Origin of the sequence: Bradyrhizobium sp. ARR65 (assembly GCF_000472385.1) — a bacterium.
Taxonomy (GTDB): domain Bacteria; phylum Pseudomonadota; class Alphaproteobacteria; order Rhizobiales; family Xanthobacteraceae; genus Bradyrhizobium.
Genome location: NZ_AWZU01000045.1, coordinates 15,534 through 37,864 on the forward strand (window position 1 = coordinate 15,534; position 22,331 = coordinate 37,864).

Genomic DNA, 22,331 nt, shown 5'->3' on the forward strand with positions numbered 1-22,331 from the left:
GCAAACTTCCGATAGCATGGACACCGACTATGGTGGGTGGCGAATTCGAAGGTGAACCAGGTAAAAGGTGCACGCCGGGCCGCCGTAGCTCCCGCAGTGTTGTTGGCATGCTTGCGCACCTATGGCTTTGGGAGCCGCAAAAATGGCGAGGCAGAGCCAGATGCTTAAATCCCGTATATGTTCGCTAGACGAGCTGCGGTCATTGGAACCGTGGGTCGAGCGTCTAAGATCGGTTATCCCCAGCTTCGGCATCACGCGGCCTGACGGTTCGGTGTTCATTCACCGCAAAACATGGGAGTGGGGCTATATAGCCCAAGCGTTTGCAGAACGCGGGATGCTGGGATTAGGCAAGCGCGGATTGGGATTTGCAGTCGGTCGGGAGCCTTTGCCGGCCCTATTCGCCGGCATGGGATGCGAGGTCCTTGCGACTGACCTTGGCGAAGTGGAGGCCGAAAAAGCTGGATGGGTCGAAACCGCGCAGCACGCCGACAGCTTACCAACTCTGGAATACCCGGATCTGTGCGCGCCAGCCGATTTTCGTCAGCGCGTAGCATTTCGCCCTCTGGATATGCGTGCGCTTCCAGACGAACTGACCGGCAGCTTTGATTTCATATGGTCGGCGTGTTCGCTCGAGCACCTTGGCTCGATCGACCAGGGAATCAAGTTTATCCTCGATGCCATGCGCCTCCTGCGGCGCGGGGGCGTTGCGGCTCACACAACCGAGTTCAACGTCACTTCGCTACTATACGAGACTGATACGCTGAGCGAAGGCGCCACCGTTTTGTTTTGCCGCGAAGACATCGAGCGAGCGGTATCCCTACTGCGGAGAGATGGCCACCGGGTCGAGCTCGATTGGACTTACGGTGCCACACGAGAAGATCGCTACGTTGATGTACCGCCCTATCGCCATGATCCGCATTTGAAATTGCTCGTCGGTAGCTTCGTCACGACGGCTATAGGGCTGATCATCGAAGCGGCTTGAGGTGGATTCGATCTGTGACATAATCAGCGTGTTCTCTATCAGCGTACTGTTCGCTATCAGCGTACAAAGACGCTCGCGGTCATCCCCTTCCGTCAGTTCGCCCGCATCTATAGTGCCGTCCTCCATTGGGGGTGCGTTTGAATCAAACTCGTGAGCCTGGCGATCGGCTTCGATCACATTAAACCTTTGTTCCGGCCGTGCAGCCGTGCAGCGCCGGCCAACTCAGCATCTTCGCATCTTCGGCGCTACCAATGGGGGCTAGGTGGCTAGGTGTCGCTCCGGCGAAGTAGGTACCGAACGGTTACAGCGCTATGGCAGCCCACGGGTTCGCGCCGCGCTCAAGGGTATCTGTCCGGTGAAGACCGGTGAAGGCCCCCTTGCGGAATGAGGCGTGTTGTTGAGAACTGTCCTTATTGGACCCAACAACCATCCCGCCTGCGTTGGCGCCAGCGTCTCCCGTGCCTCATGCACAAGCCGCCAATCGAAGCCTTCCAGTAGGGCCGATAATTGCGCGAGATCGACACCGTCGCGCGCGTAGATTGCCTCCTGCCGGTACAGCGGCAAGCCGTCGGCGTATTTGGCCACCGCGATCTGGGCGAGAAGTGCTTCGGTTGCAAGGCCGCTCTCGATCAGATGGGCGGGGGCCGGAGCCTGAAGCACGCCATCGCGGTTGCGATAGGCGTATTTCGGGCGGCGCGTCACAATCAGGCGGAACTTCGCCGGCGTCGCGTCCAAGCGCTTCGACACGTCCTCGCCGATCAGGACCTTCTCCAACCCTGCGCAGCCAGGGGGCACCTCGGGCTCGATGACGATCTCGATCCGCTCAAGATGCGCGCCGAACTCCTTGCGTGGCCGCGGCGCGCGTTTCGGCTTGTCCTTGTCGCCAGCATTGGCCAGTTCGGCTTCAATGGCTGCAACCCCGGTGGCGATCTCGTCAAATGCGAAGGCGATCTGCTCGTCGCTTGGCCTGTCACTACGCAAGCGTTCCGAGCGCGTGCCGTACAGCGTGCGCTCGAGAATCTTCACGATCGCCGTCAGCTCCACGATCCGCGCATCGGCCGTCTGGTTGACCGCAGCAAGACTGGCGTTGGCCGCCGCCACTGTTGCCATCTCGGAAGCGATCCGGCTGTTCTCGGCCTCGATGGCCTGCCGCTCTGCCGCTAAGGCGAGGATCAGCGCATGGGCTTCGGCAAGGGTCGTCGGAAGTTCTGGATCGGGCGTCGTCATCGCCGCCCATCAGAGCAGACTCGCCGCCACTTTCCCAAGCCTTTTGGCGCTCTGATTCCATTCGCCGCAGGGTTGTCAACCGACCGTTTCCGGGCGCTTCACAATGATCGGACGAACCTTCGTCCAGTTCAGCCCGTCAACCGGCGCCAGCAACTGCGCGTGATTGAGCTGGATCCGATGCGGACCTATCCGCGGCCAACAAAACTTCGATTTCTCGAGTCGTTTCGAGTGAAGACAGATCCCGGATCCATCCCACCAAACAATCTTGATTCTATCCGCTCTCCTGGAACACGTATAGCGAACCGGTTGAATGGATCCGAGCCGGCGTCGCGCACCAGGGCCGCAAGCCCGTCCGGGCCTTTTCTAGCTAAAATCGACCGGATGGCTGGCGACCCCGGCTGTAGCGTTTCCTCAACCAGTCGCGCCTTCGCCTCGGCTGATCGGCCCCGGCGGCCCCGAAGCGGCCGAGCCTCTAGCGCTTCGATCACCTGACAATTTCTGTCATCAGGCATAGGCTTACTTACAGAAATTTCCATCACCAAATCTCCGGCACTCCACGCCGAAGACTCTCAGATCTCTCGCCAACCCGGTATGTGGGGTCTCCTTGGCGCTTACAATTGATGTCTAGTGTGGCCTGCTTCGTCAGCTGGCTTTTTAGGGCTACGCCAGTTCGGCTCGCACCTTCAAACGTGGTCGGGAGCGGGCGGCCTTCGAGCTCTATAAATGGCGCCGCGCGAGCTCGGTATTTTGGAGTTTTGCTCGAATCGCAAGCTTAGCGCTGGCGGTGGAAATGGAGCTGCACGAGGGCCTCTCATCCGCTGAGCTTTGCTTTCAGTGGGCGACCTCCAAACGTCGAAACAGATCTTGATTGAGCTGTTGCCACGAAATCCATAAATAATTAGACATTATCAAAAGTGACAACCGCGCAACTCACGACCTTTGATAGTCGTCTTCAATCCTGATGATATCGTCTTCGCCCAGATAACTGCCGGTCTGCACCTCGATCAGTTCCAGCATGATCTTGCCCGGGTTTTCCAGCCGGTGCACAGCGCCCATGGGGATATAGATCGATTCGTTCTCGTGCACCGTCGCGACGGTATCATTGACAGTGACCTGCGCCGTGCCACGCACCACGATCCAGTGCTCCGCACGATGGTGGTGCTTCTGCAGTGATAGCCGGCCGCCGGGCTTGACCACGATCCGCTTGACCTGGTGACGGTCCCCATTGTCGACAGATTGGTAGCTGCCCCAGGGGCGGTGCACCTTCAGGTGCTCCTCGGTGACCTGCGGCGCGACTGTCTTGAGTTTTGCCACCAGACGTTTGAGGCCATTGGCGTCCTTCTGACGGGACACGAGCACAGCATCGGCTGTCGCGACAACTACAAGATCATCAACGCCTTCCAGCGCTACCAACGCATGGTCGGTCGAGACATTACAGTTGCGCGAATCTTCGAACACGGCAATCCCGCGCGCCGCGTTGCCCTGCATGTCCTTCTCTGATAGCTCCCACACCGCGCGCCAGGAGCCCACATCGGACCAGCCACAATCGACGGGTACCACCGCTGCACGCGAGGTCTTCTCCATCACGGCATAGTCGATCGAGATCGCCTTGGCCGCGCTGAAAGCCTGGGGCTCAAGCGTGATGAAGCCGAGATCGCGTCCGGCTTTGCTGACTGCATCAGCAGCCGCGCGCACGATCTCACCATCAAACTTCTGATATTCGTCAAGCAGGACGGAAGCGGGAAACATGAAATTGCCGCTGTTCCAGAGGTAGCCTGAGTTGACATAGTCGGCAGCGGTCACCGCATTAGGCTTCTCGACAAATTTAACAACGGCCCGCACGTCGCCCAAAACTGGCTCACCGGCATCAATGTAGCCGTATTCAGTTGCTGGGCGTTCGGGCTTTACACCAAAGGTGACGATGCGTCCCGTTTCCGCCGCGGCGAGTCCCTCGCGGCAGGCTGCGGTAAAGGCATCCTTGTTCTGAACGACGTGATCGGCAGCGAGGGCAAGCACTATCGCCTCACCATCGCGCGCCTGCGCGAACACGGCGCCGGCGGCAATCGCGGGGCCGGAATCGCGTCGCATCGGCTCAAGCAGAACATCCGCCTCAATGCCGATCTCGGTCAATTGCTCAAGCACCATGAAGCGGTAAGCCGCATTTGTGATAACGACGGGCCTACCGAACAGCATGGGGTCGGAAACACGTAGCAATGTCTCTTGAAAGGTCGAGTGCGTGCCGAATAGGGGCAGGAATTGCTTCGGGCGTACCTCGCGCGATGCGGGCCACAGGCGTGTGCCCGCGCCACCGCACATGATCAATGGAATGATGCGTTTTTCCATGTCCATCTCAAACTATACCGCTGACTGCGGCCCGGTTTAGGCCTTCTAGTACCCCGGTTTCGAGAATTGCGCCAGCCTTGTAGGCCGTCTGAATTTGAAAATTCGGAGGATTCGAACGTATCTTGACAGCGAATGCGTCCCTGCCGCTAATCCTGTCGGACCCAATCTCTCCCCGAGGCTAGCCACGTACTTGACCAGAGAGACCCACTCGAAGCTCCGCAAACCTTTGGTTGACAGCTTTCCGGACTATCTCGTCCGCAATGAAGCCGTACGTTCAGCCGTCGTTCTAGAACTCGAGTGGAAAGGTCCAGACCAGGTCCAAAATTGAACAAGCGGAACAGGGCGGCTCAAGGATTACGGTAGCGCAGCCGTGACGAACCCAGTAGAAAGCGAGACAATAACGTTTGGTGTATCTTGAGCCAACAGACCCAAGACATGATTAGCCTACATTTGGAGCGCTCGCTTGTCGCCCTTGAGCGATGTGCGCGCGATGCGGGGATTCTTGCGACAGCGGGTTATATCGCCGAGACCATAATTGCGCGGCTGCGGGCCGGCAATAAGCTCCTGATCGTGGGCAATGGCGGTAGCGCTGCGGATGCCCAGCACATCGCCGCCGAAATCGTCGGCCGCTACAAGAAGGAGCGGTCCGCTTATCCTGCGATTGCCCTAACCACCGACACCTCGGTGCTGACCGCGTTATCGAATGACTACGGGTTCGAGCACGTCTTCGCCCGCCAGGTCGAAGGTTTGGGTATGCGCGGTGACGTGCTACTCGCGCTTTCGACCTCTGGCCGCTCGCCGAACATTTTAGCGGCGCTGCGTGTCGCGCGCGCAGCCGGCCTCGTCACGATAGGCTTCACCGGCAGCAAGGGCCGAGCCATGAGCGCCGAATGCGATCACTTGTTGGTCGCGCCCACTGATGAGACACCGATCATACAGCAAGTTCATCTCGCGGTCGCGCACGGCATTTGCGACGCTGTCGAACAGGCCTCCATAGACGAAAATTTCAGAATATAAGTGAGGCCATCGCACGTGGCTGGATACCGGCGGCGCTTCTCCTCCAAGGAACCCTTGCGGCGAGGACCCAAGCTCTAGGCGAGGTGGTTTTGTCGCTTTGCGACCAACGCCGAGGGCGAGCCAAATGTAAGTACAGCGTGCTCAGGCAGAAGGCTGAGCAAATCGCGCAGCAGCGTAGGTTCACTCGGGAGTTTAAAACTCGATGCGGTTCAAGTTGGTGTGGGAGCGCGCGAGCTCGGTGGAAAGGCCGCGCGTCGCCGCCACCGTTCGCCGCTACCAGGGCGGCGGCATCCATGCGGTGTCTTTTGGGCTGAGTGCTGTACCAATCCCCAAAAAGGTCGCCGGAGTGGGCTTCTAGCCGCGTTGAATCAGCCTGAGAGTGTGATAAAGTTAGCGGGGAGGGACCACCAGTGCTTAGAAAATTTGTTAAGGCGCTGCCGGCGCCACTGCAGCGCTTGGCTTTTCGATCGTACACCCGCTACAATTTTCGCCAGGACGGTTTTAATCTTCGGCAGGAACGCCCACTTCGAAAATTCAACGGTAGCCATGTCGCCGTCGTGGGCTATTTCAGTTCGGGCACGGGCGTCTCGCGTGCCGCCGAACTTCTGTCGCTCACACTCGAATCCCGAGGCTCCAAGGTCACGCGCGTCGATATCTCATCGTCGATTGGCCGTAAAAACATCGTTCCCAAGGGCATTTCACCAGCTGACTGCTACCAACTCGATATTTCGGATGTCGTGTTCTTTGCAAATCCCGGACAACCGGCGCTGCGCCTGTTCGACAAATCATGGCTTCTCAACCGAACGATCATTGCCCATTGGATCTGGGAGCTGGAAGACACACCGTCATTCTGGGCCGAGGCAACGCGCTCATTTGACGAGATATCGGCCGGCACCGACATCCTGATCGATAGCTTCAGGAGATTATTCGCAGAGTCGGATCGGCCATTCCGTCTCTTGCCCTATGCGATCGACAAGGACCCGTTGCCGACGCCATCGCCGGAGCACCGCGCCCGCGTACGCACGGCCGAACAGCTCCCGTCCTTTGTCGCCGGCTACTCGTTTGCCATTGGCTCAAACTACTATCGGAAGAACCCGGAGGCAGCCGTGGCGGCGTTTCAGCGTGCATTTCCAGGCAACGAAGACTGTTGCCTTATTCTGCGGTCCAAAGACGCTCAGGACTGGCCCGGCGAATTTTCGAGACTTCAATACGCGATCGGCGGGGATCGGCGCATACGGCTCTATACGGGCGATCGAAACCTTTCTATTGCCGACTTTTACGCCGCACTCAATGTCTACTTGTCAGCATCGAGGGCCGAAGGGTATGGCCTCAATCTTGTCGAAGCGTCGCAGGCTAACACCCCAGTGATCACCTGCGATTGGCGCATCCCGGCTGAAATACTGTCCCTTCCAGGCATCTACACCGTCGGCTATGACATCGAGCCCGTGAACGATCCACAAGGGCATTATACTGATGTCAAGAATGCACGCTGGGCACGGCCCAATATTGATGACATGGCTTCGCGCCTAAGGCAGATCTACGAGCACACACTAAATCACTCGCGGCAGCCGATGCGGCTAGCTAAAGCATTTTGTCCCAGCTGACACTGTCGACAACTATTGCAGGCACGGGGGTCCCGACCAGTGATCTCGGCACCTTTTTCTCGCGCTTTGCCGCCGATATGGGCTGCGGCCGTTTCGCTATCGCCGGCGGCGACGCAACACGATGATGATCCGTGCGTCACGGGCTTCGTCGATCGAGTCCTGCTGCCGGAGTTCACCGAGCTAGAGGGTGCGCTGCAAGTGTATCTGCACGAGGTGACGCTGCGCGTGATCCGGCGAGGAGATCTAAGACGAGCCAGCGATGTGGCTTGCCGATGGCGTCGGGGTTGCTGATACCGACCGGATTCTAGGAATCACCGACGGCCGACGAGATGATGAACGTTCGCGCGCTTGTGCAGAAGGCCCCGGACGCCGGCCTTTTCGCGAGATGATCGGCTTTGCTGCTCAGCGGCTGGTAGAGCTGGGCGCTACACGAATCTTGCTACAGCAAAAGCGATCTGAACGAGCGCACGGAGCTTTCTCGTAAATCTGATATGACCAGCGGGATGCGTCTAACCGTCAATTGGTGCTGCGCAAAGGTTGGGGACGGACAGGGACGAGCTTTCTCGTACGCTATCTCACGGAATTGGGGCTCGACACGCACATCTCCCGGCGAGGTAAACATGCGTTCTGGGACGAGGCGGCTAATGCTGTATTTGAAGATCTTGCGCTGTCTACCGCACCAGAGGCTTTGCCTTATGTGGTGAAATCGCCTTGGCTATACGAGTACATCGGCGAGCTGATCGCGAGGAAGGCGGTTCGGATCAACGTCGTGATTATTCCTGGTCGCGACCTCGTCGATGCGGCGACCAGCCGATCATTGGTCGAGCTGCGGGCCGTACATCATGCCGTGCCTTGGATCAATCTGCGGTTGCCGCCGTTTTGGGGAATCACATGGCACCAACTCCTGGCGCGCCTGCCGAGGCCAGGTAAACAGTGGCGACGGTCCACCATCTGGCAAGCGATCGGGCAGCGGTCAGGGTTTTCGATACCGAAGTCGGTGAAGGCCTGAACGCCGCGCCGATTGCTACATTAGCGGCGTAACACAGCTTACTGGATAGGTGCGAAAGCCGTGACTGCCTCTTGCGTAGGCCAAGCTTGGTGAGCACAACAGCCGTATCTTGTTCAAAGCACTTCTCCTTGAGTGCCCCTGGTCGAGTCGATAATTTTTCATTCTTTAACTTATGCGCGAACGCAAGCGAGAACTCGTTCGCATGCACACGACTAAAGTCGAGTTCAACAGCGTCTATTGATCTCGCCCGCTGGTTGCGCTTCTATCCGCGCCGGGTCTGGCAGAAGTGATGTTAAGCGGAGCGTCGCTTGTGGAAAGTCCACCTGCGGGGGCAGGTGACGTTGTAGGTTGGAATTGGAATGCACATCGATTTGGGGGCGACTTTGCAGCGAGCACTCGCTGCGCATCGAGCAGGAAACCTGACGTTAGCCGAAGAGCTTTACCGAGCGGTCCTTGGAGCTAATCGCAAGCAGTTCGACGCCAATCGCCTGCTAGGGGTGTTGGAATTCCAACGAGGCAATGCCGAACGGGCTGAGCGGCTGATCCGCAAGGCGCTTAAGGTTAGCCCGAACGATGCCGAAGCAAACAATGATCTTGGCGTCGCGCTCCTCAAGCTGAAGCGTTACGACAAGGCTTTTGCGGCCTTCGCCAAAGCCATCGCGCTAAAGCCGAATTTCGCCGAAGCCAATTACAACTGCGGCGATGCGCTGTTGGAACTTGGGCGCATCGATGAAGCCCTGCTCTTTCTCGACAAGGCGATCGCGCTCAATGCCTCATTCGCCTTGGCGCACTATAATCGCGGCATCGCGCTCGGAAAGCTCGATCGCCATGATGAAGCACTAGTCGCCTTTAACGCTGCTCTAAAACTCGAGCCGAGCGCCAACATCTGGTGCGAGCATGGCAATGTGCTGCTTTACAATCTGCGAAACTATGATGCCGCCCTGCTGTCCTACGGCAACGCGCTCGCCCTCGATCCCAATCATTTCAGTGCCAGTTTTGGGCTTGCCGTCGCGCTGCTCAACGCGAACCACTATGCCGAGGCGGACAGGATCTATGACAAGGTAATCGCGCTCGACCCCGAGCACGCCGACGCGCATTTCGGCAAGGCTCTGATCAAGCTCGATGCCGGTGACTATGTCGAGGGCTGGCGACATTACCAATGGCGCTTGAAGCGCAAGTCGTATGCGCCATGGCTGCGCAGCTTCGAACAACCAGAATGGCGCGGCGAGCCTCTTTCCGGCAGGGCCATCCTGATCCATTCCGAGCAAGGGCTTGGCGACACGCTGCAGTTCTTTCGATATCTAAAGATCCTCATCCTGCGCGAGGATTGCCGCGTGATCTTTGAGACCTATAAGCCGCTGGCGCCGCTGTTTCGGCCACAGCTCGGGAATATCACAATCATCGAGGAAGGTGAGCCGTTGCCGCACTTCGACGTGCAATGCTCGCTCCTCAGTCTCCCCTATCTGCTCGGCGCCGACGTAGTCCCCGTTTTTAGTGCGTATATCGAGGGGGACCGAGAGAAGGCCACATTTTGGCGCGCGCGGCTCGGCGAGTACCGCAAGCCGCGCATCGGCATCACGTGGGCGGGCGGCGGCGCCTTCATCAACGACCGACACCGCAGCATGCGGCTGGAAACGCTTCTACCCATCATGACCGACGCGGTCGAATGGTTCTCGCTGCAAAAGGACGTTCGGGACCACGACCGCGACGCCTTGGCAAAGAGCTCCTTGCACGATCACACAGCGCAGCTCCATGACTTCTCCGACACAGCCGCACTGGTCTCTGCGCTCGACGTGGTGATCTCGGTCGATACGTCGATGTCGCATCTCGCCGGTGCCATGGGTAAGCCGGTGTGGCTTTTGCTGCCGTTTCATACGGATTTCCGCTGGCCGTTCGGCCGCACCGACAGCCCGTGGTATCCGACAGCGCGGCAGTTTCGACAGACGCGGCGCGATGATTGGACTGATGTACCGGAACGGGTCGCGGCGGCGCTACGCGAGCTTTGAAGTTGGATTGATTGGAATTGGAAATGGGAATTGGAAGTAGTTACTTCGGATCGATTGTCGGCATTGTCTTTTTGTTACCCCTCACCCTCATCATCATCGCGATACGGGCACACCGAGACCAACCAAAGGACGAGTGGCATCCGCACGGCCTCACTAAGATGCGGCGCCTGATCAATGATGAATGGCAGTATCGCGAGATGACGGAAGCGGAGAAGCGCAAGCGGCTCATCAGGTCGGCGTGGTGACGAAGGGGTACTCCCCCAACGCAAAAAGCTCCCAGCCGAAGCCGGGCTTTTACTTGTGTTGACTTAGACGCGCTGCACTCCCGCAAGCATGACCATGAGGCCCAGTTCTCTGCGCGTTCGAGGTTGAGAGGCGGCGTAAGGTCCGGGATTACGCTAAATGCCGGATAAGGCCTGGCACCGCACCTTTGACGATCCCATTCCCCTGCCCGGTGGCGGCAAGCTGATCACCCTCTGACGGCGGGTATCGAGATTGGCTTGCCATGATCGCCAGCGCCGCCGCCTGTTTGGCGAAAGGGGCGGTGATGGGCACTGCCATGTCACGCCGGGATGATCACTCTCTCGGCAAGACAAAGTGGGTTTTCCCTCGTCCGCATAGAGCTGGTTCTGTCTGACGCATCAACGAAGCCGCAGGGCGGCGACAAACGCCAACCACCTGAATCCGAACCGTTTGACTTCAGGCTGTTTGATGATCTCGTCTAGCACCGCAAAACCCGCACTTACGAAATCAGCATAGGTGCGCCTTCCGGCTTTCCCGCTAGCGACCATGGCGTCTGCTATTCGCTTCCGCGACGCGCGGTTGTCGTTTTTGGCGGGCAGCTTCTTGCAAACAAACTCAAGAGCTGCCGTCATGTTGGCGATCGTGTTTTGATCGAACTCAATCAGCATCGTGCTACCCCGCCTAAAGACTACTCTTGGAACAAAAGCACGCGTTCGTAACCCGCTGGTTTTGATTCAGAACTCCTGTGGAGAGTAGGCTCCACGAATCTCCTAACCGGCCCAGACCTTCCCCTTCTAGCAGAGTACGCCCAGCGCTCTTGGCGGGGCTCAAGGTTACGGCGAGCGCGGGCAGGGAGCCGCATGCTTCCGCTGATCAGACCTAGTCGCTATGAGTTGGGGCAGCGCATGGCCGGGCGCACATGATCCGCAGCTGGACTGGGCTGATCGTGGGGGCCGCTCACCCTTCTTTTTGAATCTGGCGTCGATTGCGAAGGCAGGCTGCGGTGCTGGCAGCAAGGTCCTATCCGGAACGGCCACGGTCGTCTCGGCTTTCAATGAAGCCGCCGTGTAGGACGTCGCGTTTCCGGACGATATATTGAATCGCGAGTATCGCGGCGGCTAGCAGACCTAGGAGAACAATGAGCAGCAGCGCTGCGGTACTATTATCGTCGACGACGTCTGGGATCATTGCCCTCCCACCAGTCTGATCATTTTCCCTTCGCCTTTGGCTCGAGCTGGGCCCTGGGGACGTAAGTGGGGACCTTTATGCTTTTCCCACCATGCGTCAATCGCTGACGAATTATGCAGCGCGGTGGAACGAAGGCTTCCTCGAGCAATTCGGCAGCGTGAGTGTTACCGCCGATAGCGGCAACGCTTCAATCACCTACCCGCGACGGGTCAACAGTTGCGCAGAGTCGGAGTTCGCAAAAATTAGGAGGCAGAGACTGCCTCCGGCGCCCGCCTATCGCTCTCGCCGCCCGCGCAACCGCTCGCCCTTCGGAAGCGGTCGCCTCGCGCCCCGCACCACCCATCGAAGCAACCGTTCCCGAAACTCTGGCCGCGGCTGCCGCGATAGACGAACCACAACCAGCGCCGCGCAAAACGCGAGCCAGCCAGACACCGCGATCCAGATCATTGATGCTTGTTTTTCCTCCCAGCCTTCCATTGGCTATCAGAATGGGCCCGATTGCGCAACGTCGGCGCCGAGCCGGGGCGGCATCCATAGCGCTTGGTCGGCCAAGCTTCGACCAAGATATTTGGTGTACGACCCGCATGCGTGTGCTCTTGCTGTCATCCGTTTTCGTTGCGATGGCCCTGGTGGTTCTGCACCATCCCAGCCATGCCCAGGCCTGTGGTTTCTGGAGCACGATCGGGATGGCGACGTTTACAAAGGCAGCCGACTTTCAGCGCTAGTGGAAGCGTGCCGCGCGTACGCCGTCCATGCCACGTGTGCTGCCTCCGAATGCAAACCGTGATTGGCGATTTCATGACTCTGGTATCGCGGGCGGATTTCCAATCGGGTGTTCGGTATCGAAGGTCAGGGTAACTGGGCCGATTTTCAGAGGCAGTAATGTTAGTCTTCTCTTCAATGTTGGCCTTCTCGCGCCCCGACTCATTGCATCTTGGCCGCTCGCGACCTCCTCATCGCGTAAAGAGAGTGCAGTCCGGAGTTCATAAGACATTAACCATGTGCGGACAGCCATTGTTAATCCCTCTCCGATAGCAAGAGGAGCGTCAAAGAATTGACGCTGAACCCAGAAGGAAACACAATGTCCGGCATTGTTCTCTCGGCATCGGTTCGCCAGAACCTCCTCTCTCTCCAGTCGACCGCTGATCTGCTCGCCACCACCCAAAACCGTTTGGCCACGGGTAAGAAGGTCAACTCCGCTCTCGACAATCCGACCAACTTCTTCACCGCCCAGTCGCTCGACAACCGCGCCAGCGACATCAACAACCTGCTCGACAGCATCGGCAACGGTGTACAGGTGCTGCAGGCCGCCAACACCGGCATCACCTCGCTGCAGAAGCTGCTCGACTCCGCGAAGTCGATCGCGAACCAGGCGCTGCAGACCACCGTCGGCTATTCCACGAAGTCGAACGTCTCGACGAAGATCGCGGGCGCGACGTCAGCGGATTTGCGCGGCACTACCACTTTTGCTAGCGCCACGGCCCTGACCAACGTGCTCTATAGCGGCGCGGCCGGCGGTACCACCGCGGCGACGTCGGCTTCCAAGCTCGGCGCCACTGCCGGCGTTGACACTGGTACGGCCGTTAAGGCGGCCGACGGAACGACCGCCCTGGCTGGCACCGATACCCTGATCGGCACCACCACCTCAACGACCCTGTCATCGTCCCCGGCGGCCGGCGATACGTTCGTTGTTAACGGCCACACCATCACCTTCGCGGCCGGTAACGCCCCGAGCACCAGTGGCGTTTCGGCCGGCTCTGGCGTCAGCGGCAACATCGTCACTGACGGCAATGGCAATTCGACCGTCTATCTCGGCACCTCCGGCACGCCGAAGGCGACCGTCAACGACCTGCTCACCGCGATTGATCTTGCCAGTGGCGTGCAAACTGCTGCGATCAGCGCTGGCGCTGCGACGATCACCACAAGCGCCGGCCAGACGGCATCGTCGATTGCCGCCGGCGTGGTCACCCTGAACAGCTCGAGCGGCGCCGACCTGGCTCTCACCGGTAAGGCCGACACCCTCAAGGCTCTGGGCCTGACGGCGGCAACGGGCGGCGGCAACATCACAGTGAACGTTAACCGGACCACCAGCAGCACCTCGCTGGGTTCGCTGATTCAGGACGGTTCGAGTCTGAACGTCGACGGCAAGATCATCACCTTCAAAAACGCGCCGACTCCCGCGTCCACGGCCGTCCCGACGGGCTCTGGTGTCAGCGGCAACGTCGTCACCGATGGCAACGGCAACTCGACCGTTTATCTGCAGGCCGGCACGGTTGCCGACGTGCTGAACGCGATCGACCTTGCCACCGGTGTACAGACTGCCACGATCTCCGGCGGTGCGGCTACTTTAGCGACCGCCTCGGGTCAGATTGCGTCGTCGATCAACGCCAGCGGTCAGCTCAAGCTCTCGACCGGCGTCAATGCGGACCTGTCGATCACCGGTACCGGCAACGCGCTGAACGCGCTCGGGCTCGCCGGGACCACCGGCACGGCAACCGCATTCAACGCGGCTCGGACCTCCGGCGTCGGCGGCATCAGCGGCAAGACTTTGACCTTCACCTCCTTCAACGGCGGCACGGCGGTCAATGTCACTTTCGGCGACGGAACCAACGGCACGGTCAAGACCCTGGACCAGCTCAACCAGGCGCTGCAGGCCAACAACCTGACAGCGACGATCGATGCCAACGGCAACCTCACGATCTCCGCCACCAACGACTACGCGTCCTCGACACTGGGTTCGACGGCCGCGGGCGGCGCAATCGGCGGCAGCATCACCAGCACGTTGACGTGGTCGACGGCTTCGGCCCCGGTGGCCGATCCCGTCGCGCAGACAGCGCGCGCGAGCCTGGTCAACCAGTACAACAACATCTTGCAGCAGATCAACACTACCGCGCAGGACGCCTCCTTCAACGGCGTCAACCTGCTGAATGGCGATCAGCTCAAGCTGGTGTTCGACGAGACCGGCAAATCGAGCCTCAACATCACCGGCGTCACGTTCAATGCCGCGGGTCTCGGGCTCAGCAATCTCGTTAGCGGCGTCGACTTCATCGACAACAACGCGACGAACAAGGTGCTGACCACTCTGACCACGGCAGCTAGCACGCTGCGGTCGGAGGCGTCGACCCTGGGTTCGAACCTGTCCGTCGTGCAGGTCCGTCAGGACTTCAACAAGAACCTGATCAACGTGCTGCAGACCGGCTCGTCCAACCTGACGCTGGCCGATACCAACGAGGAAGCGGCCAACAGCCAGGCGCTGTCGACCCGTCAGTCGATCGCGGTCTCCGCGCTCTCGCTGGCCAACCAGTCGCAGCAGAGCGTGTTGCAGCTCCTGCGCTGATCTCGGCAAAGAGCCTACAGACAATCATGGCGGCGGGGCTTCGGCCCCGCCGTTTTTTATCATCTTGTTAACCATCTTCCTTGAAGATCGAGCATCACGATCGAGGTATGTGATGCCCCTGCGATTTGATTTAGGCCCTTTCGAGAAGCTGTACATCGGCAGGAGCGTTCTCACAAATTCTCATCAGAGAACCTGCTTTGTTCTCGAAGGCGATACGCCGATACTCCGCGCAAAGGATTTTCTTCAGCCGAGTGCCGCCACCAACTCGCTCGAACAACTATATTGCTGCATTCAGCAGATGTACCTAGAGGCGGCCCCGGCAAGTTACCAGGGGTCCTATTTGCGGTTGATGGTCCAGGCGACGAAAGATGAACCCTCACTCTGCTCGGAACTCAATGCCGTGGATGGTCTGGTCACCGGCAATAAATATTACAAGGCACTGAAGGATCTCAAAAAGCTGATAAGACCGTCAGCATTCGCCGTATATCCAAGCGAATCCAAAGGGCTTCCTACGACGAACAAGCTGGCGAGGTCGGGGTGATCGGCGCAAAATCCGGCCGATCACCCGTGATTAGCGCTGGCGAGCCTGCCGCCCCTTGGGTTGGATTGGAGACTCGGTTTGGGCTCCTCGAAAGGTACGACCGGCTTGGTTCGCGCCACCGAAATCGGATCTGACAATTCGAATCCTGGTCTTTCGCTGAAACTACTTGCAGCTAAACTCAAGTGCCATTGGTCGCTTCCGTCGGCCGGCGATGGCGCGGCCGAGAGCGCGAACGCTGATTGCGGAGTGCTTGGCGTTGCGTCCTTCACCGTGTTCGTCTGGGCGCTCAGTTTCAATCCCGTCGCCAACATCACCGCGTTTAGAGAGTGCAGCGTGCTGTTCAGCACCCTGATCGGCGTCACTGTGCTCAGAGAACCTTTTGTCATTCAAGAAGCTGGTCAGCGTGGCTCTCATTTCGGTCGGCTTGATCGCAATTGCAGCTCTGAAATGATGGGTGAGCAGAAGGTCATGACAACGGCGGCTTACCTCACGGTGCCGCCCGTTAGTGACGAAGCGGTTTGCGCGCGCGGCGGCGAGCGCAGAGAGGCACCGGACGAAGTTTCACAGTCAATCAAGAGATTGCACGTTGTTCCAACAAGCGACGAGCGCTGCTCTTGTTCGCTCATCTCGGCGCTTCTTGGAGCCTGAGATCAACTGTTTGCGCGTGCGTTTGGCGTAGGTCGGCAGTTGGCGTGTAGACCGATGACGGGCAGCCGCCCGTAACTCAGCATCTGTGAGATCGCTGTCGGCGCCTTCAGTGAAGCCACCGTGACGGAATGAGGTAAATGAGAGTTCGCTTCGAAGCCCAGCTGCTGCGGCTATCTTCTTTACGATACTCCGGAGGTAACGCAGATCCTTGCGTGCTGTGATCCACGGGAGCGGGGTACGTGACCTGCGGTGCTCATGATCGCGCCGAAAGACCAGTCCCGAGACGATCGTTTCCTTGATGGCATCGAGCTCGGCCATCAGTTCCGGGAAAAGAGGCGCGCCCCCCTCGTCGAACAGGGGCCACCAGGCCTCCTCGCCATTCTTCGGATGCACAATCCTCACGCTGTTCGGCCGCTCTTTTGGCCGATAGTGAGAGATCTCGAAAGCGCCGAACACGTGTTCCTCGCGCTGCAACCACTCCCAAGTCAATAACGCGGCCGTTCCGACTGAGCCGTATCCAAGCTGCGTCGCGGCCATCCTGAATGCGACGAGCTCGTCCCAAGTTGCCGTGGGCGTCTGACGCGCTGGCTGACCAGGCGCTCGGGCTTTTAGGCCCATCCGCGAGAATGGGTTGATCGCCGGCACTTTCGTTTCTTGAGCGCGCTGACCAACAAACCAGGCGCGCCTGCAAGCGGTCATGGCTGCATTTGCAAAGCGGCGGCGCTCGCGCTTGACTACGTTGCCATCTGCGTCTTCGTGTTCCACGACGAGCAGCTTCGCGTAAACTGCATCCACGAATGCTTTCGTGAAATCAGAAAGTTGCTTTGAGCCCGCGCGGCTACCATCCTTCAGCTTGTGGTTCGCGAAGAGCGCCAGACCCTGTTCGTACAGGCGCTGTGTTTTGTGATCCACTTCTTTCCACTTTTGATGCGCCCGGAAGACACTGACCAACCAATCGAAACTGCCGGGCGTGGGCGAAGCCGGAACCATGTCGGTCAATCCTCTTGAACGCCAGCTGTCGAAGGCGGGCAACAGCACATTTTCGGCTCGGTCTACGGCAGCCGCGTAGTCATCACCCAATGCTTCAGCCTTGACATGGCAGCCCTGCTTGCGAGCCCAAGTCGGCGGCTCAAAGAAGTATGCCCATCGACCACTTTTCAATGGCTTTGGCCGGCAGTAGCGGGGAAGTTTCGACGGAGCTTGGGTCAATTTCATACAAGAGAGGCCAAATCTTCCGATCTGTCATGACCCGTAGCCCTGGTTTGCACAGCGAGGCTATCAATGACGGCCTTCGACCACACTGGCTGTCGCGTGCGCCCAGTTCCGTGATAGGCGATTGGTGGTGGGGCCTCCCCGCGCCGGACAGCGCGTGCGAGTTCAGCTGTGTCTCGATAATCCAGGTAGGCGGCGGCCATATCGGCGCGCATGAGTGCCGGCCACGTGCCGACCGGGGGATACCGGGCGGGGAGGGGAGTACGTGGTGCGATGGACGCCGGTTCGCGCATCAATGCAGTCGATCTGTAAATGTCTAACCTATATCGGTTACTAAGCCGGACGATCTCTTGACTGGTCCTGCCCTGGTGGAAGATCCGGAAAGGGCCGATCGCAATAGCTCAGCGTGCCTCGAGCTTTTTTTGCTTCTGCATGCCTCAATACCTTGCGTTCAACTCCACTTCGATATGGAAATGCAGAAGACTTCAGAGAAAAAGATTCGGCGAGAGCAGATGTGGAAATCGGCTGGCGCGGAGTGCAAATAGGACGCGTGATGCAAACTGACGGGAGGGATCACTGCCTGTCGGGTGCGCGAACGAAGTACAGTGAGGTGCAAGGCAACGCGACAAAATGCGCCGATGTTGCTGTACCAGCACCGAACCTTTTGCCTTAGCCTCTCGTTGGGACCATTAAGCGCGATGCACGAACGTTTCGCATAGCCGGTTGCCCGCCGGTTCAGTCAACATTGTCGCAGATGGACTTATAGACGGACCACACCACGTCGCGCCCTGTCGGCGACACAGCGCGCCCGATGGCTAGATCGACATGGCGATGCGGCAGATTTACCGGGTGTGGCAACGTTCGGCCACTGGAGGAGAGGCGAATGCTTACCTAGCAAAATCAATCGCTATTCCGACAAACGTTCCGCCAAAGCTACATTGAACCTGCAGTTGGATTTCGGCTTGTCGGAATGGCGCGATATCAAATTCGGGCGGTTCCGACGAGCTAAAGGATGGAGTGTCGGGGTTCGTTCAGGGGAGCGCTATGAGCCTTCCTCACACCTGCGAATCTACACGACGTCCTTCTTCCGCGTGGGCAAGTTCTTCGGTGTCTGCGCGATATCGGCTGGCTCGAACGCAACGTGCCGTATTGGAGCTGTTGTACCGCTGAACATCCCGAAGAGCATCCCGAACCTAATCACCAAGGCCGGTCAGGCGAACTTGCAAAGCGCCTAGGCCGTTATCAATCGTATGTCGCGATGATCGAAGGCGGGGAACTGAGGATCGGCGTTCTAGAATTCCTCGATATTGCAAAAGCGATCGGCTTTGATCCTGCATTGGCTATCCGGAACCTAGCCAAAATAGAGGAACCCTAAGGTAAGATGCCACGCGTCTGCCGATCCAGCCTTTCGCGACCGGGTATGCAGGAGTTGATCTGCGTTGCCTTGCGGCTCGGACTTGCACGCCGAAATCCGACAAATCTGTTCCTCACCTGACGTGGAGGCCGCGCCAATCTTCCCTGGTCGGAAACGACAAGTGTTCCCCACCGCACTCCTATCGCTTTGGCGGCCTTGAGAGCGACTGGCCCTAGCTGATCGCCCTCGATTGCCTCCATTGACAAAACTTGATCTGTGCGCGCGCGGCATGTGCCGCGCTGGGCTCTCGTGAACCGAGCCGGTTTCCGTCTCGGCCCTTCGATGGCTTCGATCCCTCGCGCTTCAAATTGTGTCCCTCGCCGGAGGCACTCGGTCCCGGGTCCCGTCGCGTTCCGCGCCGGCGCTATGCTGACCCTCCTGCGGGTGCCTTGTTAACCGGTCTCGGGACAGCAGTCGGTCCCGCGTCCCGCCTGAAGGCGGCGCGATGCTGACGCTCGTACGGCTGCTCTTTTTGCGGGCTCACGCCCGCGAGTTGCTCCGCTTCCAAATCTCTTCCATGTGACTGCGGCCACTGCGGCTGCTCCCGACATCGGGTGCCACTCTGATCGCAAGTTCGCGGATGCCGCTGGTCTAAAGCGTCTGCCTCAGTGCCAATACGGTGCAAGAGTAAGAGTGAAGGCCGGCTTTGCCGTGACGGGTTCGTAGACGCGAGAGAGCTCGCGCCGCCCGTTGCGGAGAGACGCAATGCCTAACCATGATCGAAACTCGCGGGACAGCGCCAGCCAGACCAACTTCTATGAGGAAATTTCGAACAAGATCATCGCCGAGCTGGAGGCCGGGTGCGTGCCCTGGGTGCAGCCATGGGGGTCGGCGGCCGTCAAAGCACCGCTTGCGATGCCGGAGAACGCCGCGACGCGCCGGCGATATAGCGGAATCAACGTCCTGATCCTCTGGAGCGCGGTCATCGAGCGGGGATTTTCAAGCCAGAGCTGGGTCACCTTCCGCCAGGCATTGTCGCTGGGTGGTCATGTCCGCAAGGGCGAGCGCGGCACGACGATTGTCTATGCTGATCGCTTCGTGCCTGAGGAGGAAAAGAAGAGGGCGATTGAAACCGGAGACGAAGCCCAGGCCGTTCCATTTCTGAAGCGCTTCACTGCTTTCAACACGGACCAATGCGCTGATCTGAATGCCAAGAGTTCTGCGGCGCCTACGCCATTGCCGCACATGATCGAGCCGCAGGTCGAAGCGCTGATCGGTGCAAGCGGCATCGATTTCCGGATTGGTGGTAACAAAGCCTTTTACTGTCCTTCCGAGGATTACGTTCAAGTACCGCCGTCAGCGGCCTATTTCGAGCCGATCAATTGGCACCGGACAGCGCTTCACGAATTGGCGCATGCGAGCGGCCATTCTTCGCGTCTCAATCGCGATCTGTCGGGTGCTTTTGGCACGCAGAAATACGCATTCGAGGAGATCATTGCCGAGATCTCCGCCGCCTTCTGCTGCGCGTCGCTGGGCATCGTCCCAAGCGTGCGGCATGCCGATTACATCGGTTCCTGGCTCAAGGCCTTGCACGAAGACAATCGCGCGATCGTGCGCGCTGCCGCGCAGGCCAGCAAGGTTGCCGACTATCTTCTTGGATTCCTACCAGATGCCGCGGCGGCCACAACGGCGCAACCTGCCGACTGCGAGGCCGCATGAACGATCTTCGATTTGTAATCGCGAAAAGAGAGTGAGAGGGCGGAGCCAGTGTCCGCGACGGGTTGAGGCCGAGAGAAAGGCTTTCGGCCGCTCGTCGTGGAGAACAAGATGTCAAGGGCTGTCCAAAAGATCGCGTTGTCGTCCTCGCACGATGCGTCCTTCAGCAAGAAGGTGCTGAGCGAGTTGAATGTCCGCCAAGCGAATGCTCCTTTCTCGATTGAGCAATTGCCTGAGAGCATTGACCTTGCCAGTGGGTCGCCGCTTTGGCGCGTCCGCGTCATGGGCGCACACCGCATTAGGCTCTCGGGCTTCAGCGTGGGAATGCCCGACCGTCTCAGATCCTACAAGCTCTTCCACGAGATCATCTGCTGGAAGCTCCGTAGGGTCGTCGCCGCCGGTATCAGCGCCGCCAGAGTTATGGCTAAGGTCCCGGAACGCTACCCAGTCGACGGCATTTGCGAAGGCGCGGCCGCGTGATGCCACGCGATGCCGCCGAATTGGCACACCGTCTCGCGCGCGAGGCCGAAGCGGTGTGCCGCCACTATCTCTCCAACGGCCGGCGCGTGGGCGGTTACTGGCTGATCGGCGATGCCCGAAACACGCCGGGACGCTCGACGTTCGTCCGGCTCGGTGAGTCGCCGAAGGGACCAGCCGGCAAATGGACGGATGCCGCCACCGGAGAGCATGGCGACCTTCTCGATGTCATTCGCGAGAGCATGGGCTTGAGCGACTTTCGGGATGTTGTTGCAGAGGCGCGACGCTTCCTGAACCTTCCGCGTCCGGATCCGCAGCGACTGGCGCAACCCGTTCTACCAGAGATCGAGGGCAGATCGCGAAGAGCGGCCCGACGACTGTTTGCGATGTCGCGGCCGACTGAGAACACCATCGTGGAGGCGTATCTGCGCCATCGCGGCATTGCCGAGGCGTACCATGGTGGTGCCCTGCGCTTCCATCCACGCTGCTACTACCGTACGGACGACGAGTCGCCCGCAGAGACCTGGCCCGCGATGATAGCTTGCGTCACGGATCTTGCTGGCCGAATTACTGGCGCGCACCGAACCTGGCTCGATCCGGCCGGCTTTGATCCCGCTCGATTGGGTAAGGCCCCGGTCGATACGCCGCGGCGGGCAATGGGCGATCTTCTCGGCAATGCGGTCCGGTTCGGGGTGGCGAATGACGTGCTCGCGGCCGGTGAGGGCTTGGAGACCATGCTCTCTCTACGCTATGTACTGCCGACCTTGCCGATGGCCGCCGCGCTTTCGGCCAACCACCTGGCCGCGATCTTGCTCCCGCCTGGGCTGCGCAGGCTCTATATCGCCCGGGACGCCGATACGGCGGGAGATGCGGCTGTGACAGCCTTGACCCAGCGCGCGGAAGCGGTCGGTATCGAGGCGATCGCATTGTCTCCTCTGCTTGGCGATTTCAATGAAGATCTGCGCAGCTTTGGCGTCGAGGACCTTCGGGCAGCCTTGCGCATTCAGATCGCACCGCAGGACCTCGTCCACTTCTTGCCTTCAGGGACAGCGATCGGGAAATAGGTTCCGGCGTTCGAACTCGAAGTCGACGGCCAGTCACGGCGAGGCCATGCCGTCGGACAGAGCCGCGCCGGCCTTCTAGAGGGCGATCGGACGGCCAGCGCGCCGGACCGGCAATGGCAGAAGTGCGGCTATTTTCCGCCGGCGGCGATCAAGATCAAGATAAGCTTTGGGTGATGCCGCCTTTGCATCGCCAGGCAAAATAGCCGCGCCTCTGCCATCCTCCGCTGCCGCTTCGGCCCTCCGCTTCCACCTACGCCCCACGGGCTTCGGCGGATACGTCGCTGCGGGTTCTGGTCCGTCGCGCTCGCCGTCTGAGAGATCGCCACGAAGGCCGCGATGGGCGCGGCCGATCCGGCAAAGGAC

At 59.5% G+C, this 22,331-nt stretch carries 18 protein-coding genes and 1 pseudogene; 14 read left to right on the top strand and 5 right to left on the bottom strand.

All coding sequences use genetic code 11. The annotated features are described in order from the left end of the window. Window positions 1-202: 202 nt before the first annotated feature. The gene (locus F758_RS0133495) at window positions 203-982 is read left to right on the top strand and encodes a methyltransferase domain-containing protein (RefSeq protein WP_198026624.1); all 780 of its coding nucleotides are present in this window, start codon (window positions 203-205) and stop codon (window positions 980-982) included. 513 nt (window positions 983-1,495) lie between these two features. Here the strand turns inward: F758_RS0133495 and F758_RS45150 are convergent. The 3 genes and pseudogenes from F758_RS45150 to F758_RS0133505 form a co-directional block, all read right to left on the bottom strand. Continuing rightward, a pseudogene (locus tag F758_RS45150) lies at window positions 1,496-2,209 on the bottom strand (transposase domain-containing protein); the annotation flags it as partial. A gap of 75 nt (window positions 2,210-2,284) precedes the next feature. Then, window positions 2,285-2,521, bottom strand: coding sequence for an IS66 family insertion sequence element accessory protein TnpB (gene tnpB / locus F758_RS53495; protein ID WP_084305856.1), 237 nt, complete (start codon window positions 2,519-2,521; stop codon window positions 2,285-2,287). 618 nt (window positions 2,522-3,139) lie between these two features. After that, a complete protein-coding gene (locus tag F758_RS0133505; RefSeq protein ID WP_024511971.1) occupies window positions 3,140-4,552 on the bottom strand; it encodes a mannose-1-phosphate guanylyltransferase/mannose-6-phosphate isomerase in 1,413 nt (470 codons plus the stop codon). 435 nt (window positions 4,553-4,987) lie between these two features. Here F758_RS0133505 and F758_RS0133510 point away from each other — a divergent pair, with 435 nt between their 5' ends. The 6 genes from F758_RS0133510 (at window position 4,988) to F758_RS0133535 (ending at window position 10,433) form a co-directional block, all read left to right on the top strand. Then, on the top strand, window positions 4,988-5,569 hold the full coding sequence (locus F758_RS0133510) for a D-sedoheptulose 7-phosphate isomerase (RefSeq protein ID WP_035724008.1): 582 nt from the start codon (window positions 4,988-4,990) through the stop codon (window positions 5,567-5,569). A gap of 202 nt (window positions 5,570-5,771) precedes the next feature. Continuing rightward, window positions 5,772-5,927 (top strand): hypothetical protein, encoded by a 156-nt coding sequence (locus tag F758_RS50045; RefSeq protein WP_157450259.1) that lies wholly within the window; start codon window positions 5,772-5,774, stop codon window positions 5,925-5,927. Between the two features lie 52 nt (window positions 5,928-5,979). Then, window positions 5,980-7,173, top strand: coding sequence for a glycosyltransferase (locus tag F758_RS0133520; protein WP_157450260.1), 1,194 nt, complete (start codon window positions 5,980-5,982; stop codon window positions 7,171-7,173). Between the two features lie 520 nt (window positions 7,174-7,693). Next, window positions 7,694-8,182 (top strand): hypothetical protein, encoded by a 489-nt coding sequence (locus F758_RS46770; RefSeq protein WP_157450261.1) that lies wholly within the window; start codon window positions 7,694-7,696, stop codon window positions 8,180-8,182. Window positions 8,183-8,541: 359 nt separating this feature from the next. Further along, window positions 8,542-10,188 (top strand): tetratricopeptide repeat protein, encoded by a 1,647-nt coding sequence (locus F758_RS0133530; protein WP_084305841.1) that lies wholly within the window; start codon window positions 8,542-8,544, stop codon window positions 10,186-10,188. 23 nt (window positions 10,189-10,211) lie between these two features. Then, window positions 10,212-10,433, top strand: coding sequence for a hypothetical protein (locus F758_RS0133535; protein WP_024511976.1), 222 nt, complete (start codon window positions 10,212-10,214; stop codon window positions 10,431-10,433). 396 nt (window positions 10,434-10,829) lie between these two features. On the opposite strand, the gene F758_RS0133545 is transcribed toward F758_RS0133535, so the two are convergent. Then, window positions 10,830-11,099, bottom strand: a complete 270-nt coding sequence (locus tag F758_RS0133545; protein ID WP_024511977.1) for a hypothetical protein — start codon at window positions 11,097-11,099, stop codon at window positions 10,830-10,832. Window positions 11,100-12,700: 1,601 nt separating this feature from the next. Here F758_RS0133545 and F758_RS0133560 point away from each other — a divergent pair. From F758_RS0133560 to F758_RS50050, 3 genes are all read left to right on the top strand, one after another. Beyond that, entirely contained in the window at window positions 12,701-14,956 is a 2,256-nt protein-coding gene (locus tag F758_RS0133560; RefSeq protein WP_024511978.1) for a DUF1522 domain-containing protein, read from the top strand. Window positions 14,957-15,068: 112 nt separating this feature from the next. Beyond that, on the top strand, window positions 15,069-15,497 hold the full coding sequence (locus tag F758_RS0133565) for a flagellar biosynthesis repressor FlbT (protein ID WP_024511979.1): 429 nt from the start codon (window positions 15,069-15,071) through the stop codon (window positions 15,495-15,497). Window positions 15,498-15,602: 105 nt separating this feature from the next. After that, complete coding sequence (locus F758_RS50050) at window positions 15,603-16,145, top strand: DMT family transporter (protein WP_157450262.1); 543 nt, start codon at window positions 15,603-15,605, stop codon at window positions 16,143-16,145. Here F758_RS50050 and F758_RS45160 read toward each other — a convergent pair. Then, window positions 16,065-17,360: a site-specific integrase gene (locus tag F758_RS45160; RefSeq protein WP_157450263.1), complete on the bottom strand. Its 1,296-nt coding sequence runs from the start codon at window positions 17,358-17,360 to the stop codon at window positions 16,065-16,067. The genes F758_RS50050 and F758_RS45160 overlap by 81 nt on opposite strands. Before the next feature lie 848 nt (window positions 17,361-18,208). Between F758_RS45160 and F758_RS51440 the strand changes: the two genes are divergently transcribed. The 4 genes from F758_RS51440 (at window position 18,209) to F758_RS0133595 (ending at window position 21,968) form a co-directional block, all read left to right on the top strand. Continuing rightward, window positions 18,209-18,592: a hypothetical protein gene (locus F758_RS51440; RefSeq protein WP_157450264.1), complete on the top strand. Its 384-nt coding sequence runs from the start codon at window positions 18,209-18,211 to the stop codon at window positions 18,590-18,592. An 884-nt stretch (window positions 18,593-19,476) separates the two neighbouring features. After that, the gene (locus F758_RS0133585; protein WP_024511983.1) at window positions 19,477-20,430 is read left to right on the top strand and encodes an ArdC family protein; all 954 of its coding nucleotides are present in this window, start codon (window positions 19,477-19,479) and stop codon (window positions 20,428-20,430) included. 96 nt (window positions 20,431-20,526) lie between these two features. After that, entirely contained in the window at window positions 20,527-20,907 is a 381-nt protein-coding gene (locus F758_RS0133590) for a hypothetical protein (RefSeq protein ID WP_024511984.1), read from the top strand. Then, on the top strand, window positions 20,907-21,968 hold the full coding sequence (locus tag F758_RS0133595) for a DUF7146 domain-containing protein (protein WP_024511985.1): 1,062 nt from the start codon (window positions 20,907-20,909) through the stop codon (window positions 21,966-21,968). The genes F758_RS0133590 and F758_RS0133595 overlap by 1 nt, the downstream gene beginning before the upstream one ends. Window positions 21,969-22,331 lie beyond the last annotated feature (363 nt).

Excerpts from the sequence above, each read along its gene's own strand:
- F758_RS0133565 (WP_024511979.1), top strand. The coding sequence starts at position 15,069 with ATGCCCCTGCGATTTGATTTAGGCCCTTTCGAGAAGCTGTACATCGGC.
- F758_RS0133560 (WP_024511978.1), top strand. The coding sequence starts at position 12,701 with ATGTCCGGCATTGTTCTCTCGGCATCGGTTCGCCAGAACCTCCTCTCT.
- F758_RS45160 (WP_157450263.1), bottom strand. The coding sequence starts at position 17,360 with ATGAAATTGACCCAAGCTCCGTCGAAACTTCCCCGCTACTGCCGGCCA.
- F758_RS0133530 (WP_084305841.1), top strand. The coding sequence starts at position 8,542 with ATGCACATCGATTTGGGGGCGACTTTGCAGCGAGCACTCGCTGCGCAT.
- F758_RS0133510 (WP_035724008.1), top strand. The coding sequence starts at position 4,988 with ATGATTAGCCTACATTTGGAGCGCTCGCTTGTCGCCCTTGAGCGATGT.
- F758_RS50045 (WP_157450259.1), top strand. The coding sequence starts at position 5,772 with ATGCGGTTCAAGTTGGTGTGGGAGCGCGCGAGCTCGGTGGAAAGGCCG.
- F758_RS0133535 (WP_024511976.1), top strand. The coding sequence starts at position 10,212 with ATGGGAATTGGAAGTAGTTACTTCGGATCGATTGTCGGCATTGTCTTT.
- F758_RS0133505 (WP_024511971.1), bottom strand. The coding sequence starts at position 4,552 with ATGGAAAAACGCATCATTCCATTGATCATGTGCGGTGGCGCGGGCACA.
- F758_RS0133595 (WP_024511985.1), top strand. The coding sequence starts at position 20,907 with ATGCCACGCGATGCCGCCGAATTGGCACACCGTCTCGCGCGCGAGGCC.
- F758_RS0133585 (WP_024511983.1), top strand. The coding sequence starts at position 19,477 with ATGCCTAACCATGATCGAAACTCGCGGGACAGCGCCAGCCAGACCAAC.
- F758_RS0133545 (WP_024511977.1), bottom strand. The coding sequence starts at position 11,099 with ATGCTGATTGAGTTCGATCAAAACACGATCGCCAACATGACGGCAGCT.